The organism is Pseudomonas alcaligenes (assembly GCF_041729615.1).
GTDB lineage: Bacteria > Pseudomonadota > Gammaproteobacteria > Pseudomonadales > Pseudomonadaceae > Aquipseudomonas > Aquipseudomonas alcaligenes_B.
Map to the genome: position 1 here is coordinate 2,741,769 of NZ_CP154874.1, position 18,281 is coordinate 2,760,049.

15 protein-coding genes and 1 riboswitch are annotated in these 18,281 nt (G+C 68.3%); of the genes, 7 read left to right on the forward strand and 8 right to left on the reverse strand.

The features are described from left to right. Nucleotides 1–52: 52 nt before the first annotated feature. From AAG092_RS13350 to ahcY, 4 genes are all read right to left on the reverse strand, one after another. Nucleotides 53–1,900, reverse strand: coding sequence for a DEAD/DEAH box helicase (locus tag AAG092_RS13350; RefSeq protein ID WP_373387054.1), 1,848 nt, complete (start codon nt 1,898–1,900; stop codon nt 53–55). A gap of 190 nt (nt 1,901–2,090) precedes the next feature. After that, nucleotides 2,091–2,861 carry a substrate-binding periplasmic protein gene (locus AAG092_RS13355; protein ID WP_373387055.1) on the reverse strand — a complete coding sequence of 257 codons (771 nt, stop codon included), beginning with the start codon at nt 2,859–2,861 and terminating at the stop codon, nt 2,091–2,093. A gap of 116 nt (nt 2,862–2,977) precedes the next feature. After that, entirely contained in the window at nt 2,978–3,823 is an 846-nt protein-coding gene (gene metF, locus AAG092_RS13360) for a methylenetetrahydrofolate reductase [NAD(P)H] (RefSeq protein ID WP_373387056.1), read from the reverse strand. 60 nt (nt 3,824–3,883) lie between these two features. Beyond that, complete coding sequence (gene ahcY / locus AAG092_RS13365; RefSeq protein WP_373387057.1) at nt 3,884–5,275, reverse strand: adenosylhomocysteinase; 1,392 nt, start codon at nt 5,273–5,275, stop codon at nt 3,884–3,886. A 23-nt stretch (nt 5,276–5,298) separates the two neighbouring features. Next, nucleotides 5,299–5,387: riboswitch (S-adenosyl-L-homocysteine riboswitch) on the reverse strand. Between the two features lie 163 nt (nt 5,388–5,550). Here ahcY and AAG092_RS13370 point away from each other — a divergent pair. After that, nucleotides 5,551–6,000, forward strand: a complete 450-nt coding sequence (locus AAG092_RS13370) for a cytochrome c (protein WP_110682913.1) — start codon at nt 5,551–5,553, stop codon at nt 5,998–6,000. Here the strand turns inward: AAG092_RS13370 and ligB are convergent. The 4 genes from ligB to AAG092_RS13390 form a co-directional block, all read right to left on the reverse strand. After that, nucleotides 5,997–7,661 carry an NAD-dependent DNA ligase LigB gene (ligB, locus tag AAG092_RS13375; protein WP_373387058.1) on the reverse strand — a complete coding sequence of 555 codons (1,665 nt, stop codon included), beginning with the start codon at nt 7,659–7,661 and terminating at the stop codon, nt 5,997–5,999. The two genes, AAG092_RS13370 and ligB, sit on opposite strands and share 4 nt — an antisense overlap. A 96-nt stretch (nt 7,662–7,757) precedes the next feature. Beyond that, nucleotides 7,758–8,948: a methionine adenosyltransferase gene (gene metK / locus AAG092_RS13380; RefSeq protein ID WP_110682915.1), complete on the reverse strand. Its 1,191-nt coding sequence runs from the start codon at nt 8,946–8,948 to the stop codon at nt 7,758–7,760. 13 nt (nt 8,949–8,961) lie between these two features. Further along, nucleotides 8,962–9,957 (reverse strand): ArsR/SmtB family transcription factor, encoded by a 996-nt coding sequence (locus AAG092_RS13385; RefSeq protein WP_373387059.1) that lies wholly within the window; start codon nt 9,955–9,957, stop codon nt 8,962–8,964. Between the two features lie 46 nt (nt 9,958–10,003). Then, nucleotides 10,004–10,894, reverse strand: a complete 891-nt coding sequence (locus AAG092_RS13390) for a LysR family transcriptional regulator (RefSeq protein WP_373387060.1) — start codon at nt 10,892–10,894, stop codon at nt 10,004–10,006. 111 nt (nt 10,895–11,005) lie between these two features. Here AAG092_RS13390 and AAG092_RS13395 point away from each other — a divergent pair, with 111 nt between their 5' ends. From AAG092_RS13395 to fba, 6 genes are all read left to right on the forward strand, one after another. After that, nucleotides 11,006–12,154, forward strand: coding sequence for a TDT family transporter (locus AAG092_RS13395; protein WP_373387061.1), 1,149 nt, complete (start codon nt 11,006–11,008; stop codon nt 12,152–12,154). A gap of 116 nt (nt 12,155–12,270) precedes the next feature. Continuing rightward, the gene (tkt, locus tag AAG092_RS13400; protein ID WP_373387062.1) at nt 12,271–14,271 is read left to right on the forward strand and encodes a transketolase; all 2,001 of its coding nucleotides are present in this window, start codon (nt 12,271–12,273) and stop codon (nt 14,269–14,271) included. A 121-nt stretch (nt 14,272–14,392) separates the two neighbouring features. Beyond that, a complete protein-coding gene (epd, locus tag AAG092_RS13405) occupies nt 14,393–15,442 on the forward strand; it encodes an erythrose-4-phosphate dehydrogenase (protein ID WP_373387063.1) in 1,050 nt (349 codons plus the stop codon). 23 nt (nt 15,443–15,465) lie between these two features. Then, nucleotides 15,466–16,626: a phosphoglycerate kinase gene (locus AAG092_RS13410; protein WP_373387064.1), complete on the forward strand. Its 1,161-nt coding sequence runs from the start codon at nt 15,466–15,468 to the stop codon at nt 16,624–16,626. Between the two features lie 111 nt (nt 16,627–16,737). Further along, entirely contained in the window at nt 16,738–17,061 is a 324-nt protein-coding gene (locus AAG092_RS13415; protein ID WP_373387065.1) for an MliC family protein, read from the forward strand. 109 nt (nt 17,062–17,170) lie between these two features. Beyond that, nucleotides 17,171–18,235, forward strand: coding sequence for a class II fructose-bisphosphate aldolase (gene fba, locus AAG092_RS13420; RefSeq protein WP_110682922.1), 1,065 nt, complete (start codon nt 17,171–17,173; stop codon nt 18,233–18,235). Nucleotides 18,236–18,281 lie beyond the last annotated feature (46 nt).

Genomic DNA, 18,281 nt, shown 5'->3' on the forward strand with positions numbered 1-18,281 from the left:
GTGCGCGCACAAAAAAGCCGGCCCGGGGGCCGGCTTTTTCGTTGCTCGGAGATTACTCCGCCGCTTCGTTCTTGCGCGTCAGCAACGCCGGCTTCTCGCCGCGCGGGCGGCTGTCCTGCAGGCTTTCCAGCTGCTCCAGGGTCGGCAGGCGCTCACCCTTGCGGATGATCAGCGGCTGCTTGGCCGTGCGGCTGTCCTGCACCAGCGGCTCCTGGCGCTCGTAGCGCGGCTCCTCGCGACGACCGCCGCCCTGGGCACGCGGACCGCCCTGGCGCTGGCCGCGAGCCTGGCCCTGGCCTTGGCGCTGCGCGGGCTTGCCCTGCTTCTGGCCGCCCTGACGAGGGGCACCCTGGCCGCGTGCCTGCCCACCCTGGCCGCGTTGCCCGCCCTGGGCGCCACCCTGGCCACCGCGTCGGGGGTTGCGGCCCTGCGGTTGCGGCTGGGTCGGCACGTAGTCGGCGCGGTTGCCGAAATTGTCGAACTCGTCGTCGAGGAATTCCTCGGGGTCGCGCTCCGGCGGCAGGGCCAGCAGCGGGGCCGGCTGGCTGGCCTGGCGCGACTGGTTCTGCTGCGGCTGCTGGCCGGCTTCGCCCTTGCCCTTGCCGCGACGACGCTTGCGCTTCTTGCCCTGGCCTTCGCCGGCGGCGCCCTCGGCCTTGGGTTCGTGCTTGGCTTCGTGTCTGGGCTTGTCGGCGCGCGGCTGGCGCTCGGGGCGCGGGCCGCGCGCCTCCGGCTTCTCCACCTCGACGCTGGCCGGGTCGAAGCCCTGCATGTCGCCGTCGGCAATCTTCTGCTTGGTCAGGCGCTCGATGGCCTTGAGCAGCTTCTCCTCGTCCGGCGCCACCAGCGAGATGGCTTCACCGCTGCGCCCGGCCCGGCCGGTACGGCCGATGCGGTGGACGTAGTCTTCCTCGACGTTGGGCAGCTCGTAGTTGACCACGTGCGGCAGCTGGTCGATGTCCAGGCCGCGGGCGGCGATGTCGGTGGCCACCAGGATGCGCACCTGGTTGGCCTTGAAGTCGGCCAGGGCCTTGGTCCGTGCGTTCTGGCTCTTGTTGCCGTGGATCGCGGCGGCCGGCAGGCCGTGCTTGTCCAGGTACTCGGCCAGGCGGTTGGCGCCGTGCTTGGTGCGGGTGAACACCAGCACCTGCTCCCAGGCGCCGACGGTCACCAGGTGCGCCAGCAGGGCGCGCTTGTGCGTGGCCGGCAGGCGGAACACGCGCTGCTCGATGCGCTCGACCGTGGTGTTCGGCGGGGTGACCTCGATGCGCTCGGGGTTGTGCAGCAGCTTGCCGGCGAGGTCGGTGATGTCCTTGGAGAAGGTCGCCGAGAACAGCAGGTTCTGCCGTTGCGCCGGCAGGCGCGCGAGGACCTTCTTCACGTCGTGGATGAAGCCCATGTCGAGCATGCGGTCGGCTTCGTCGAGGACCAGGATCTCCACGCGGGAGAGGTCGACGCTACCCTGGCCGGCCAGGTCGAGCAGGCGGCCGGGGCAGGCCACCAGCACGTCGACGCCCTTGGCCAGGGCCTGCACCTGCGGGTTCATGCCGACGCCGCCGAAGATGCAGGCGCTGACGAATTTCAGGTCGCGGGCGTAGATCTTGAAGCTGTCGTGCACCTGGGCCGCCAGCTCGCGGGTCGGCGTCAGCACCAGCACGCGCGGCTGCTTGGGGCCGTGGCGGTGTTCGCGGTCCGGGTGGCCGCCGGGGAACAGGCGTTCCAGAATCGGCAGGGCGAAGCCTGCGGTTTTACCAGTACCCGTCTGGGCGGCGACCATCAGGTCGCGACCTTGCAACACGGCGGGGATGGCCCGCTGTTGCACCGGAGTGGGCTGGGCGTAACCGGCGGCTTCTACGGCGCCGGCCAATGCCTCGGAGAGACCGAGGGAAACAAAGGACATGTGTGATCCTGTCTATATGGGGCGAAGGCCCGATGGGGGAAGCTGCCTGGCTTGAATCGCTCGTGCTGAGTGATCCCGTCCGGTACTGCTGGGCGATGGGTTGCCGAGCATCCGGGCGCAAGCCTGGCGGGAGCCCGGAGTATAACAGAGCAAGACGGTGGCGCCGCTAGCTGCCCGTCGGCGGTTTTTCTCAATACTTGGCGGCGATCGGCGCGTTGGCCGGTTCGGCGTAGCGTGCCTGCAGGCGGGCGTAGGCCATTTCACGCTTGAAACGGCGCAGCTCGCCGGCGAAGCGCACGGCCAGCTCCTGCAGTTGCGGGGTGCGGCGCAGGGCCAGGTACAGACGGTCGCTGCCCAGCGCCTTGCGGTTGTAGCCGAGCTGGTTGCCCAGGCCCAGCTGCGCGGCCAGATACAGCCCGGCGCGGCGGTCGTTGACCACCAGGTCGACGCGCTGGCGCACCAGCTTGCCCAGGTTGGCCTCGTGGGACGGCGCCTCCTCGCGGCTGAACAGGCGCGAGTCGCGGAAGGCCTGGTCGTTGTACCAGTAGCCGGGCGAGGTGCCGATCACCAGGTCGCGCAGGTCCTCCAGCGAGCGGTAGGGGTAGGGCCGGCTGCGGGCGTGGAACAGGACGAACTCGACTTCCGACAGCGGCTCCTCGACGAACAGCATCTGCGCCTCGCGCTCGGGGATGCGGAAGATGTCGAGGATGCCGTCCGCCTGGCCCTGTTCGAAAGCCAGCAGGCAGCGCTTCCAGGGCAGGAACTGCCATTCGACCTCGACGCCCAGTCGGCGCAGCACTTCGGCGCTGATCTCGTAGTCGAGCCCGCGCGGCTGGCCGTTTTCCTCGTAGACGTAGGGCGCCCAGGCCTCGGTGACGATGCGCAGCGGCTCCGCCCGGGCGGCGCAGGCGAGGCAGCTGAACAAGAGGATGGCAATAAAATGGCGCTGGAATAATGGCATTTCGCCAGAATAATCGGCTTTTGCCTGGTTGAAAAGTGACCAGTCGGTCTATTGATCGGGTGAATGGCCAAGAAAAAGCCGGGGCATGCCCCGGCTCCCTGGTGTTGCAGGCCGCGTCAGCGGGGAAGCTTCAGGTTGTTCCAGATCGCCAGGCTCGGCTCGGCCTGGTTCAGGGTGTAGAAGTGCAGGCCCGGGGCGCCGCCGGCCAGCAGGCGCTCGCACATCTCGGTGACCACCTGCTCGCCGAACGCCTGGATGCTCTCCAGGTCGTCGCCGTAGGCTTCCAGCTGCTTGCGGATCCAGCGCGGGATCTCGGCGCCGCAGGCGTCGGAGAAGCGAGCCAGCTTGCTGTAGTTGGTGATCGGCATGATGCCCGGCACGATCGGCAGTTCCACGCCGAGCTTGCGCACGCGCTCGACGAAGTAGAAGTAGCAGTCGGCGCTGAAGAAGTACTGGGTGATGGCGCTGTCGGCGCCGGCCTGGCACTTGCGCACGAAGTTCTTCAGGTCGTCCTCGTAGCTGCGCGCCTGCGGGTGCACTTCCGGGTAGGCCGCCACCTCGATGTGGAAGTGGTCGCCGGTTTCGCTGCGGATGAACTCCACCAGCTCGTTGGCATAGCGCAGCTCGCCGCTGGCCATGCCCATGCCGGACGGCAGGTCGCCGCGCAGGGCGACGATGCGCTTGATCCCGGAGTTTTTGTACTGGCTGAGCAGGCTGCGCAGCTCGGCCTTGTTGTCACCGACGCAGGACAGGTGCGGCGCGGTCGGCACGCCGACATCGCCATCGAGCTGCAGCACGGTGTTGAGGGTGCGGTCGCGGGTCGAGCCGCCTGCGCCATAGGTGCAGGAGAAGAAGTCCGGCTTGTAGCCGGCCAGCTGGCGCGCGACGTTGAGCAGTTTTTCATGCCCGGCTTCGGTCTTGGTGGGGAAGAACTCGAAGCTGTAACGGCGTTCTTGAGACATGGATTCGGTCCTTGCAGACGCGCGGAGGGCGGGCCGTCGCCGGCCCGCCCTCGCGGTGCATCAGTAGCGGTAGCTGTCGGGCTTGAACGGGCCTTCGACGGTCACGCCGATGTACTCGGCCTGCTTGGCGGTCAGCTGGGTGACCACGCCGCCGAAGCCCTTGACCATTTCCAGCGCCACTTCCTCGTCGAGCTTCTTCGGCAGCACCTCGACGGTGATGCGCTTGGCCTTCTCGGCGGCCGGCAGGTTGGCGAAGCCGGCACCGTACAGGTGGATCTGCGCCAGCACCTGGTTGGCGAAGGAGCCGTCCATGATCCGGCTCGGGTGGCCGGTGGCGTTGCCCAGGTTCACCAGGCGGCCTTCGGCCAGCAGGATCAGGTAGTCGTCGTTGGTCGGGTCGACGGTCTTGCCGGTGCGGTGGATCTTGTGCACCTGCGGCTTGACCTCTTCCCAGCCCCAGTTGGCGCGCATGAAGGCGGTATCGATCTCGTTGTCGAAGTGGCCGATGTTGCACACCACGGCGCGCTTCTTCAGCGCCTTGAGCATGTGGGCGTCGCACACGTTGACGTTGCCGGTGGTGGTGACGATCAGGTCGATCTTGCCCAGCAGGGCCTTGTCGATGCTCGCCTCGCTGCCGTCGTTGAGGCCGTTCAGGTAGGGCGAGACCACTTCGAAGCCGTCCATGCAGGCCTGCATGGCGCAGATCGGGTCGATCTCGGTGACCTTGACGATCATGCCTTCCTGGCGCAGCGACTGCGCCGAGCCCTTGCCCACGTCGCCGTAGCCGATCACCAGGGCCTGCTTGCCGGACAGCAGGTGGTCGGTGCCGCGCTTGATGGCGTCGTTGAGGCTGTGGCGGCAGCCGTACTTGTTGTCGTTCTTGCTCTTGGTCACCGAGTCGTTGACGTTGATCGCCGGGACTTTCAGGGTGCCGGCCTTGAGCATGTCGAGCAGGCGGTGCACGCCGGTGGTGGTTTCCTCGGTGATGCCGTGGATCTTGTCCAGCATGGCCGGGTAGCGCTCGTGGATGATCTGGGTCAGGTCGCCGCCGTCGTCCAGGATCATGTTGGCGTCCCACGGCTTACCGTCCTTGAGGATGGTCTGCTCGATGCACCACTCGTACTCCTCCTCGGTCTCGCCCTTCCAGGCGAACACCGGGATGCCGGCGGCGGCGATGGCGGCGGCGGCCTGGTTCTGGGTGGAGAAGATGTTGCAGCTGGACCAGCGTACTTCGGCACCGAGGGCGATCAGGGTCTCGATCAGCACGCCGGTCTGGATGGTCATGTGGATGCAGCCGATGATCTTGGCGCCCTTCAGCGGCTGGCTGGCGGCGTACTTGCGGCGCAGGCCCATCAGTGCCGGCATCTCGGACTCGGCGATGATCAGTTCCTTGCGGCCCCAGTCGGCCAGGGAAATGTCGGCGACCTTGTAATCGGTAAAAGCAGCGCTCATGCGAAAGCTCTCCATTCGTTGTCTGCGAATGGGCGCCGTTGATGCGTTTGGGTAACGCCCCATCCGAGCCTGACAGGCGGTCTTTCGGCCTGCTGCAGCGCCCCTCGGACAGGTGGCGGGCATGACCGGGCGGAGCCGGCCATGTGAAGCCCGGCGATTATAGCCATCCCGGCGCCGCAGCCCAAGGTCTTCCGTCGTGCGACAGCCTGGCGCTTGGCGAGCGAAGGGTGGGCTGGCAATACTGTCGCCCCTTTCGTCCGTGACTGGCTGTAGATATGAAGTCGAAACTGCTCCTTGGCCTGCTGGCTGTGACGCTGCTGGCGGGCTGCGACCGGGTCGATCCCAACTCGCCGCTGGGCAAGCGCCAGGCCCTGTTCGAGGAAATGCTGCGCACCAGCGAAGACCTCGGCGGCATGCTGCGCGGGCGCCTGAGTTTCAACGAGCAGCGCTTCGCCGCGGGCGCGGTCAAGCTCGACGAGCTGTCGCGCCAGCCCTGGCAGCACTTCCCGCAGGTGCGCGAAAGCGACGGCGACAGCCAGGCGCGCGATGAGGTGTGGCAGCGCCAGGAGCGCTTCCAGCAGCTGGCGCGGGAGCTGGAGGCGGCCACCGCCGAGCTGCGTGGCGCGGCCCAGGTCAAGCCGCTGCAGGCGCGCGCACTGGAGGCGCCGGTGGCCAAGGTCGAGGCGGCCTGCAAGGCCTGCCACGAAGAGTTCCGCATCTACTAGAAGCCCTGGATGCCGCTGCGCTGCAGTTGTTCGCGCAGCTGCAGCACCTCCGGGTGGCGGAAGAAGGCCGCCAGCTGGGCGGCGCGGGTCGTGCCCACGCCGGCATAGGCATCCCAGTCCGTCGCCTCACGTGCCGCCAGCGCTGTCCAGCCGCCCTGCAGCGGCGCCGAGCCGCTGGGCGGCAGGCCCAGGGCGCGCAGCCATTGTGCGAAGGGGCGTTGCCGGGCGCTGGCGAAACTGGCGGACAGGCTGGCAGCGCTGCGCTGGCCGAAGCCCGGGCGGTGGGCCAATTCGCTCTCCTGCAGCGCCAGCCAGTCCAGTAGCCCCTGCAGCTGCAGTTTGTCCCAGGTCCCGGCGCCGACGCCGGGCAGCGCCAGGTCCTGCCTGCCGCCCAGCCAGTGCAGGCGCGCGGCGAACTGGCTTTCGCAGCCGGGTGTCGGCCGAAAGCAGCTGAAGGCGTGGTGCTGCGCCGGGTCCGGCACCTGTAGTTGTGTGCGCTGCTGGCTGCGCCAGACCACGGCGTCCAGGCGCGGGATGGTCAGGCCGGCGAGGGCGATGGCGACCTGGTCGCCGGGGCGTACATCCAGCTCGTGCCAACGCTGCAGCGAACCCAGGCTGACCCGGCGCACGCTGCGTCCGTCCAGCTCGACCGCTTGCAGCTGCAATAGCGGGGTGATGCGCCCGGTGCGGCCGATCTGGAACTGCACGGCGCGCACCTTGGCCAGGGCCTGGCGTGGCGGGTATTTCCAGGCCGCGGCCCAGCTCGGCGGCTCGGCGGCCCAGCCTGTGCCGGCCGGGCGCTGGCCCTGGCGCAGCACCACGCCGTCGCTGGCGAAGGGCAGCTCGGCGCGATACCAGCGCTCGCGCCACTGCTCGGCTTGCTCCGCCGTGCGCAGCGGCAGGGTCAGCGTGACGCTGTCAGTGAAGCCCATGGCGCGCAGGCCCTGCAGGCGCTCGGTCATGCTCGCTGGGCCGTTCGGCCAGTCCCAGACGAACAGGCCGATCCGTGCCGCGCGCTGCCTGTCCAGCTGGCCGCGGGCCATGGCGCCGGCGACCAGGCCGCGTGCGTTGGCGCCGCCGTCGCGGGCCTGCACGTGGCCGGGCAGGCGCCAGTACAGCTCGCCCTGCAGGATCAGTTCGCCGCTGTGCGGCAGACGCTGCGGAATGGCCGCGAGCAGGCGCGCGCGGGTCGTCCAGTCCTGGCCGCTGCGGCCGTCGCCGCGGCTGATCGCCTGCTGCAGGCGGCCATCGCGATAGACCAGGGTGACGGCCACGCCGTCGACCTTGGGCTGAATCCACAGGTCGTCGCGCCCGGCCATCCAGGCGCGCACGGCATCTGCGTCGCGCAACTTGGCCAGGCCGGTCTGCGCCACCGGATGGGCAACGGGGCCGCCGGCGCCCTGCAGTGGAGCGCCGGCCGTCGTGGCCTCGGCGGGGAAACAGGCTTGCCAGTCCTCCAGGCGTTGGCGCGACTGGTCGTAGAGTTCGTCGCTGATCGGCGAGCGGCCCTGGCGGTGGTAGGCGTCGTCCCAGTCGGCGAGCTGCGCGGCGAGTGCCGCCAGTTCCCGGCGGGCCTGCTCGGCGGACCAGTCGGGGCATGGTGCGGCGGCCACGTAGCCGGCGCACAGGGCCAGAAACAGCGGATAGAGGCGAGGGGGCATGGCGAGCGTCCTTGCTCGTGGAGACAAGCGACAAGCCTAGCCCAGGGCATAAAAAAGCCCCGCCGAAGCGGGGCTTTGCGTCGCGGCAACCAGGCCTTACAGGCCGGCGGCGGCGCGCAGGGCCTCGACCTTGTCGGTCTTTTCCCAGGTGAAGGTGCTGAAGGTGTCGTTGCCGACGGTCTTCTGCTCCGGGGTGCGGCCGAAGTGGCCGTAGGCCGCGGTGTCGCGGTACATCGGATGGAGCAGGTCGAGCATCTTGGTGATGGCGTAGGGGCGCAGGTCGAACACTTCGCGCACCAGCTTGATGATGGTGTCCTCGCTGACCTTGTTGGTGCCGAAGGTGTTGATCGAGATGGAGGTCGGCTGGGCCACGCCAATGGCGTAGGACACCTGGATCTCGCAGCGCTCGGCCAGGCCCGCGGCGACGATGTTCTTGGCCACGTAGCGGCCGGCGTAGGCGGCCGAACGGTCGACCTTGGACGGGTCCTTGCCGGAGAAGGCGCCGCCGCCGTGGCGGGCCATGCCGCCGTAGGAGTCGACGATGATCTTGCGCCCGGTCAGGCCGCAGTCGCCCACCGGGCCGCCGATCACGAAGTTGCCGGTCGGGTTGATGTGGAACTGGGTGTCCTTGTGCAGCAGCTCGGCCGGCAGGGTGTGCTTGATGATCAGTTCCATCACCGCTTCACGCAGGTCGGGCAGTGCGACGTCCGGGCTGTGCTGGGTGGACAGCACCACGGCGTCGATGCCGACCACCTTGCCGTGCTCGTAGCGGCAGGTGACCTGGCTCTTGGCATCCGGGCGCAGCCACGGCAGCAGGCCGGACTTGCGCGCCTCGGCCTGGCGCTCGACCAGACGGTGCGAGAAGCAGATCGGTGCCGGCATCAGCACGTCGGTCTCGTTGCTGGCGTAGCCGAACATCAGGCCCTGGTCGCCGGCGCCCTGGTCTTCCGGCTTGGCGCGGTCGACACCCTGGTTGATGTCCGGGGACTGCTTGCCAATGATGTTCATCACGCCGCAGGTGGCGCCGTCGAAGCCGACGTCGGAGCTGGTGTAGCCGATGTCGCAGATCACGTCGCGGACGATCTGCTCGAGGTCGACCCAGGCGCTGGTGGTGACTTCGCCGGCGACGATGGCAACGCCGGTCTTGACCAGGGTCTCCACGGCCACGCGGGCGTGTTTGTCCTGGGCGATGATGGCGTCGAGGACGGCATCGGAAATCTGGTCGGCGATCTTGTCCGGGTGGCCTTCGGACACGGATTCGGAGGTAAACAGGGAGTATTCGCTCATTTCAAAATCCTATTCATACCTGGGTTTGCTTCGCATCCGGCTTGGCGAAGTGCCGTACCTGAATCTGAAAGCCGTTCTTGAGGCCCACATAGAGGCTCTCGCCGGGCGTGAGCCCCGCGGCATCGGCCCAACGGGCCAGATCTTCCTGTTCGAAGCCGAGCCAGAGATCGCCGCAGGCCGTCCTGGCCCAGCTCTGGTCATGGCTGCACAACTCGGTGACCAGCAGGCTGCCGCCGGTCTTCACCAGGCGCGCCAGCTGTTTCAGCGCCTCGGCCGGGGCGGCGAAATGGTGCAGCACCATGTTCACCACCACGCAGTCGGCGGCGCCGAGCTCGTCGTTGAGGGCATCGGCGAGCTTGAGCTCGACATTGCCCAGTCGTTCTTCATTACAGCGCTGGCGCGCCAGCTCCAGCATCGCCGCGCTGTTGTCCAGCGCCACCACGTGGTGGAAGCGTCGCGCCAGCTCCGGCAGGAAGCCACCGTCGCCGGGGCCGACCTCCAGCGCCGTGGCCTCGCGGGTGAAGCCCAGTGCATCGAGCAGGGCCAGCACGCTGTCGCGGTACTGCGGCAGGCCGGCGATCAGGTCCTGCTGGGCCTGGAACTTGTCCGCCGCGCGGGCGAAGAAGTCGCGGCTGGCGGCGGCGCGCTGGGCGTGCACGGCGGCGATGCGCGCCTCGACTTCGGCCGGTAGCTGCAAGCCATCGACCTCCGTCAGCAGCGCGCCGTGCAGGGTGCCGCCGAGCAGCTCGCCCTGCGGCAGGGCGCGGCGGTAGAACACCGCGTTGCCTTCGCGGCGCGTCGCCACCAGGCCGGCCTGGGCCAGCACCTTGAGGTGGTGGCTCATGCCCGACTGGCCGATGGCGAAGATCTGCGCCAGTTCCAGCACGCCGAACGAGTCGTTGGCCAGCGCGCGCAGCACGTTCAGGCGCAGCGGATCGCCGCCGGCCTTGCACAGGGCGGCCAGTTCATCGGCAGGCTCGAAGCGGAGCTGGGGCACGCGCATATTCATAGGGGCGGCAGTCTAGTCGCTCACTTTTCATCCAGCAACAGCAATATCAAAAAGTTTTGATATTGCCTTCGATGAGCTGCAGGAAGGCGGCCGGCGCGGGGTTGAGCTGGCTGCCGCGGCGCCAGAGCACGTGCAGGTCGCGCTCGATCTGCAGGTCGCGCACGTCGAGCTGCACCAGGCGGCCGTCGGCCAGTTCCTCTTCCACCACCAGTTGCGACAGCCAGGCGATGCCGCGCCCGCAGGCGATCAGGCGCTTGAGCGGTTCGGTGCCGCCGCCGACCATGGCCGCCCGCGCCTCCAGGCCGAGCTCGGCGTAGGCCTGCTCGATGCTGGCGCGGGCGCCGGAGCCGGGCTCGCGCAGGTACAGCTCGTGCGCCTGCAGTTCGGCCATGCGCAGGTCGCGGCGGCCGGCCAGCGGATGGGCGGGGCCGGCCACCGGCAGCAGGCGGTCGCGGGCCAGCAGGTGATGGGCGTAGTCGGCGGCGGGGAAGGGACCCTCGACGAAACCCAGGCTGATCAGCGCGTCGTCCAGCTGCTGCAGCACTTCACGGGTGTTGCTCACCTGCAGGCTAATGAAGACGCCGGGATGCTCCGCACGAAAGTGGTTCAGCAGCGGCGGCAGCCAGTAGGCGCCGAGGGTGGCGCTGGCGCCGAGAGTCAGTTCGCCATGGCCGAGCCCGGCCAGGTCGCGCAGGTCGCGTTCGGCGGCCTGCTCGAGGGCGAAGATGCGCTCGGCGAACTGCAGCAGGCGCTGACCGCCCTCGGTCGGCTTGACCCCGCGCGGGTGGCGGTCGAACAGGGCCAGGCCGAGGCTGGCTTCCAGCTCGCGGATCTCCCGGGTCACCGCCGGCTGGCTGATGTGCAGGCGCTGGGCGCCGGCGCTGATGCTGCCGGCCTCGGCGACGGCGAGGAAGACCTTGAGGTGGTGCAGGTTCATGGGGATATGGCATGCATAAAAAGTATGTATTGCATGCTGAATATGTATTTTTCATATGGCAAGCGCCTTTCTAGCCTTGGCAGCCTCTTGTTGCTGCCTGCCGTGATGCCCATGCCGCGCCCCTTCACCCGTCTGCCCGAACCCTGGGCCTTCGTCCGTCACTTCACTCCCAACTGGTTCGCCATGACCATGGGCACCGGCGTACTCGCCCTGGTGATCGCCCACCTGCCCTGGAGCCTGCCGGGGCAGCTGGCCCTGGCCGAGGCCCTGTGGCTGTTCGCCGTGCTGCTCTTCGCGGTGTTCAGCCTGCTGTTCCTAGCGCGTGCACTGCTGTTTCGCGACACCCTGTGGCCGATGCTGCTGCACCCGGTGCAGTCGATGTTCCTCGGCGCCATTCCCATGGGCCTGGCCATGCTGATCAGCGGCCTGGTGCAGTTCGGCCCGGCGCGCTGGGGCGATGGCGTGTATGCGCTGGCGCATGCTCTCTGGTGGCTGGATGCGGCCATGGCGCTGGGCAGCGCGCTGCTGGTGCCCTACCTGATGTTTACCCGGCAGAGCCATGCGCTGGAGAAGATGACCGCCGTGTGGCTGCTGCCGATCGTCGCGCCGGAGGTGGCGGCTGGCGCCGGTGGCGCGCTGATGCCGCACCTGGACCCGGCATCCGCGCGCCAGCTGCTGGTGGTCGGCTTCATTCTCTGGGGCATGTCGCTGGCCCTGGCCTTCTCGCTGATCACCCTGGTGCTGCTGCGCCTGGCCCTGCACAAGCTGCCGGACACCGACTTCGCCGCCACCAGCTGGCTGCCGCTGGGGCCGCTGGCCACCGGCTGCCTGGGCCTGCTGAGCATGGGCCAGGCGGCACCGGCGGCTTTCGCCGGCACCGCGCTGGCCGGCGCCGCCGAGATCGTCCACGGCTTCGGCCTGGTCGGCGGCCTGGCGCTTTGGGGCGCGGGGCTGTGGTGGCTGGTCATCGCCGTCCTGTTCACCCGCCACTACATCCGCGACAACATGCCGTTCAACCTCGGCTGGTGGGGCTTCACCTTCCCGCTCGGGGTATTCGCCCTGGCCACCTTCGAGCTGCTGCGCCTGACCGAACTGCGCTTCTTCGCCCTGGTCGGCCTGGTGCTGGCGGTGCAGCTGGCGGCGGTCTGGCTGCTGGTGCTGCAGCGCACCCTGCGCGGGGTGTGGCATGGCGAACTGTTCCAGGCGCCCTGCCTGGGCGGGCCGCAGGCGCCGGCGCACGGGGTGTTCAGCGCCGACTGACGATTGCCGCGGGGCGTTCGACCATCTGTCATTGCCCCCGCGGCGCCTGCTGGGCGAAAATACGCGCCTTTTTCCGCCCCCTTCATTCAGAAGCAGCCCCCGCAGGAGATTCAGCGATGCCCAGCCGTCGTGAGCGAGCCAATGCCATTCGTGCCCTCAGCATGGATGCCGTGCAAAAGGCCAACAGCGGCCACCCCGGCGCCCCCATGGGCATGGCCGACATCGCCGAAGTGCTGTGGCGCGACTACCTCAAGCACAACCCGCAGAACCCGAACTGGGCCGACCGCGACCGCTTCGTGCTGTCCAACGGCCACGGCTCGATGCTGATCTACTCGCTGCTGCACCTGACCGGCTACGACCTCGGCATCGACGACCTCAAGCAGTTCCGCCAGCTGCACAGCCGCACCCCGGGCCACCCGGAATACGGCTACACCCCGGGCGTGGAGACCACCACCGGTCCGCTGGGCCAGGGCATCGCCAACGCCGTGGGCTTCGCCATCGCCGAGAAGGTTCTGGGCGCGCAGTTCAACCGTCCCGGCCACGAGATCGTCGACCACTTCACCTACGCCTTCCTCGGCGACGGTTGCATGATGGAAGGCATCAGCCATGAAGTCTGCTCGCTGGCTGGCACTCTGGGCCTGGGCAAGCTGATCGCCTTCTACGACGACAACGGCATCTCCATCGACGGCGAAGTCCACGGCTGGTTCACCGACGACACCCCGGCGCGCTTCGAGGCCTATGGCTGGCAGGTGATCCGCAACGTCGACGGCCACGATGCCGACGAGATCAAGACCGCCATCGAGACCGCGCGCAAGACCAGCGACCGCCCGACCCTGATCTGCTGCAAGACCGTGATCGGCTTCGGCTCGCCGAACAAGCAGGGCAAGGAAGAGTGCCACGGTGCCCCGCTGGGCAACGACGAGATCGCCGCCACCCGCGCCGCCCTCGGCTGGAACCACGGCCCCTTCGAGATCCCGGCCGAGATCTACGCCGAGTGGGACGCCAAGGAAGCCGGCGCCGCCCGCGAAGCCGCCTGGAACGACAAGTTCAGCGCCTACGCCGCTGCCCACCCGGAACTGGCCGCCGAGTTCAAGCGCCGCCTGGCCGGCGAGCTGCCGGCCGACTTCGCCGCCAAGGCCGCCGCCTACGTGCAGGAAGTCGCCGCCAAGGGCGAAACCATCGCCAGCCGCAAGGCCAGCCAGAACGCGCTGAACGCCTTCGGCCCGCTGCTGCCGGAATTCCTCGGCGGCTCCGCCGACCTGGCCGGCTCCAACCTGACCCTGTGGAAGGGCTGCAAGGGCGTGGAAGCCGGCGATGCCGCCGGTAACTACCTGTTCTACGGCGTGCGCGAGTTCGGCATGAGCGCCATCATGAACGGCATCGCCCTGCACGGCGGCTTCATCCCCTACGGCGCGACCTTCCTGATCTTCATGGAATACGCGCGCAACGCCGTGCGCATGTCGGCGCTGATGAAGCAGCGCGTGCTCTACGTGTTCACCCACGACTCCATCGGCCTCGGCGAAGACGGCCCGACCCACCAGCCGATCGAGCAGCTGGCCAGCCTGCGCGGCACGCCGAACCTGGACACCTGGCGCCCGGCCGACGCGGTGGAATCCGCGGTGGCCTGGAAGCATGCCATCGAGCGCAAGGACGGCCCGTCCGCGCTGATCTTCAGCCGCCAGAACCTGCCGCACCAGGCGCGCGACGCCCAGCAGGTCGCCGACATCGCCCGCGGCGCCTATGTGCTCAAGGACTGCGCCGGCGAGCCGGAGCTGATCCTGATCGCCACCGGTTCGGAAGTCGGCCTGGCCGTGCAGGCCTTCGACAAGCTGACCGAGCAGGGCAAGCAGGTCCGCGTCGTGTCCATGCCGTCCACCTCCGTGTTCGATGCGCAGGACGCCGCCTACAAGCAGGCCGTGCTGCCGCTGCAGGTCGGCGCGCGCATCGCCATCGAGGCCTCGCATGCCGACTACTGGTACAAGTATGTCGGCCTGGAAGGCCGCATCATCGGCATGACCACCTTCGGCGAGTCCGCCCCGGCTGCGCAGCTGTTCGAGGAGTTCGGCTTCACTGTCGAGAACATCCTGGAAACCGCCGCCGAGCTGCTGGACGCCTGAGTCACCCCTCTCCCGCTTGCGGGAGAGGGGCAGGGGGAGGGGGCTGCGTTGCTGGCGACCCTCTCCCCATCCCTCTCCCATGAATGGGAGAGGTGGCACACCGCAGACGCCGAGAGAACCCATGCCCAACGCCCGCCCCTACAAAGTCGCCCTCAACGGCTACGGCCGTATCGGCCGCTGCGTGCTGCGCGCCCTGCACGAGCGTGGCGCGGCGGCGGGCTTCGAGATAGTCGCGCTGAACGACCTGGCCGACCAGGCCAGCATCGAGTACCTGACCCGTTTCGACTCCACCCACGGCCGCTTCCCCGGCCAGGTGCAGGTCGACGGCGATTGCCTGCACATCAACGGCGACTGCGTGAAGGTGCTGCGCCAGAGCGAGCCGGAAGGCATCGACTGGGCCGCGCTGGGCATCGACCTGCTGCTGGAGTGCTCCGGCGTCTACCACAGCCGCGTCGATGGCGAGCGGTTTCTTGCGGCCGGCGCGCCGCGGGTGCTGTTCTCCCAGCCGATGGCCAGCGAGGCGGACATCGACGCCACCGTGGTGTTCGGCGTCAACCAGGCCTGCCTGAGCGGCGCGGAGAAGCTGGTGTCCAATGCGTCCTGCACCACCAACTGCGCGGTGCCGCTGCTCAAGCTGCTCAACGAGGCGGTGGGACTGGAGTACGTCTCCATCACCACCATCCACTCGGCGATGAACGACCAGCCGGTGATCGACGCCTACCACCATGAAGACCTGCGTCGCACGCGCTCGGCCTTCCAGTCGGTGATCCCGGTGTCCACCGGCCTGGCGCGGGGCATCGAGCGCCTGCTGCCGGAGCTGGCCGGGCGCATTCAGGCCAAGGCCATCCGCGTGCCGACGGTGAATGTCTCCTGCCTCGACATCACCCTGCAGGTGGCGCGCGACACCAGTGCCGCCGAGATCAACCGCGTGCTGCGCCAGGCTGCCGAGGCCGGTCCGCTGCAGGGCCTGCTGGCCTACACCGAGCTGCCGCACGCCAGCTGTGACTTCAACCATGATGCCCATTCGGCCATCGTTGACGGCAGTCAGACCCGGGTCTCCGGCCCGCGCCTGGTCAACCTGCTGGCCTGGTTCGACAACGAATGGGGCTTCGCCAACCGTATGCTCGACGTCGCGGAACACTTCCTCGCCGTCGCCAATTCCTCCAAGTAACCAGCCCCCGTGAAGGACTGACCATGACCGTTCTGAAGATGACCGATCTCGACCTCGCCGGTAAGCGCGTGCTGATCCGCGAAGACCTCAACGTGCCGGTGAAGGACGGCGTGGTGAAGAGCGACGCGCGCATCCTCGCCTCTCTGCCGACCATCAAGCTGGCCCTGGAGAAGGGCGCTGCGGTGATGGTCTGCTCGCACCTGGGCCGCCCGACCGAGGGCGAGTTCTCCGAGGAGAACAGCCTGGCGCCGGTCGCCGCCTACCTGAGCAAGGCCCTGGGCCGCGACGTGCCGCTGGTCAAGGACTACCTGGGCGGCGTCGAGGTGAAAGCCGGCGAGATCGTGCTGTTCGAGAACGTGCGCTTCAACAAGGGTGAGAAGAAGAACGCCGACGAGCTGGCCCAGCAATACGCCGCCCTGTGCGACGTGTTCGTGATGGACGCCTTCGGCACCGCTCACCGCGCCGAGGGTTCGACCCACGGCGTGGCCAAGTTCGCCAAGGTCGCCTGCGCCGGCCCGCTGCTGGCCGCCGAGCTGGACGCCCTGGGCAAGGCCCTGGGCAACCCGCAACGTCCGATGGCGGCCATCGTCGCCGGCTCCAAGGTGTCGACCAAGCTCGACGTGCTGAACAGCCTGAGCCAGATCTGCGACCAGCTGATCGTCGGTGGCGGCATCGCCAACACCTTCCTCGCCGCGGCCGGCTACAAGGTTGGCAAGTCGCTGTACGAGGCCGATCTGGTCGACACCGCCAAGGCCATCGCGGGCAAGGTCAGCGTGCCTCTGCCGGTCGACGTGGTGGTGGCCAAGGCCTTCGCCGAAGACGCCGAGGCGACCGTGAAAGCCATCGCCGACGTCGCCGACGACGATATGATCCTCGACATCGGCCCGCAGACCGCTGCGCAGTTCGCCGAGCTGCTGAAGTCGTCCAAGACCATCCTGTGGAACGGCCCGGTCGGCGTGTTCGAGTTCGACCAGTTCGGCAACGGCACCAAGGTGCTGGCCCAGGCCATCGCCGAGAGCCCGGCGTTCTCTATCGCCGGTGGTGGCGACACCCTGGCCGCGATCGACAAGTACGGCGTGGGCGAGCAGATCAGCTACATCTCCACCGGTGGCGGCGCCTTCCTCGAGTTCGTCGAGGGCAAGGTGCTGCCGGCCGTGGCAGTGCTGGAACAGCGCGCCCAATAACCCCCTCTCCCGTTTACGGGAGAGGGTTGGGGAGGGCGATGGACTGCACCCTCTCCCCCGGCCCCTCTCCCACGCGTGGGAGAGGGGAGAAAGGCCAACCGGAGAACCACCATGCTGAAACAGGGATGCATCACCCTGGCCCTGGCCGTCCTGCTCGGCGGCTGCGCCAGCCAGTCGGCGCCGAGCGACGAGTGGACCCGCTGGGTCTGCGACAGCCAGGTCGAGGTGCTGTGGCGTCTCGCTGACGCCGATGGCGAGAGCGTGGACCTGCGCCTGGGCGGCGACGATATCGTCCACCGCCTGGTGCAGGAGCCGGCGGCCTCGGGCGTGCTGTACAGCGACGGCAGGCTGGCCTTCCACACCAAGGGCGAGGAAGGCCTGGTCTACCGGGTGGCCGACGACGACCTGATCGGGCGTGGCTGCAAGGCACCCTGATCCATTTTGCTTTGCCCCGGGGATGACCGCTCCTCCCCGGGAACTTGAACCCGGCCCGCCCCTGCGGCAGGCTTGCACAATTCAACGACCCTGATTGGGAGCTTCACAGATGGCACTTATCAGCATGCGCCAGATGCTCGACCACGCCGCCGAATTCGGCTACGGCGTGCCGGCCTTCAACGTCAACAACCTCGAGCAGATGCGCGCCATCATGGAAGCGGCCGACAAGACCGACTCCCCGGTGATCGTCCAGGCTTCCGCCGGTGCCCGCAAATACGCCGGCGCACCCTTCCTGCGCCACCTGATCCTGGCCGCCATCGAGGAATTCCCGCATATCCCGGTGTGCATGCACCAGGACCACGGCACCAGCCCGGACGTGTGCCAGCGCTCGATCCAGCTGGGCTTCAGCTCGGTGATGATGGACGGCTCGCTGAAGGAAGACGGCAAGACCCCGGCCGACTATGACTACAACGTGCGCGTGACCCAGCAGACCGTGGCCTTCGCGCATGCCTGCGGCGTGTCCGTGGAAGGCGAACTGGGCTGCCTGGGCAGCCTGGAAACCGGCATGGCCGGCGAGGAAGACGGCGTCGGCGCCGAAGGCGTGCTGGACCACAGCCAGCTGCTGACCGATCCGGAAGAAGCCGCGGCCTTCGTCAAGGCCACCCAGGTCGATGCCCTGGCCATCGCCATCGGCACCAGCCACGGCGCCTACAAGTTCACCAAGCCGCCGACCGGCGACGTGCTCTCCATCGAGCGCATCAAGGAAATCCACAAGCGCATCCCCAACACCCACCTGGTGATGCACGGCTCCTCCTCGGTGCCGCAGGAGTGGCTGAAGGTGATCAACGAGTTCGGCGGCGACATCAAGGAAACCTACGGCGTGCCGGTCGAGGAAATCGTCGAGGGCATCAAGCACGGCGTGCGCAAGGTCAACATCGACACCGACCTGCGTCTGGCCTCCACCGGCGCCATCCGCCGCATGATGGCCGAGCACCCGAGCGAGTTCGACCCGCGCAAGTTCTTCGCCAAGACCATCGAAGCCATGCGCGACATCTGCATCGCCCGCTACGAAGCCTTCGGCACCGCTGGCAATGCCTCCAAGATCAAGCCGATCTCCCTGGAAGGCATGTACAAGCGCTACGCCAGCGGCGAGCTGGCGGCCAAGGTCAACTAAGCCGCCATGCCGTACCGAAAGCCCCGCTCCGCGGGGCTTTCGCGTC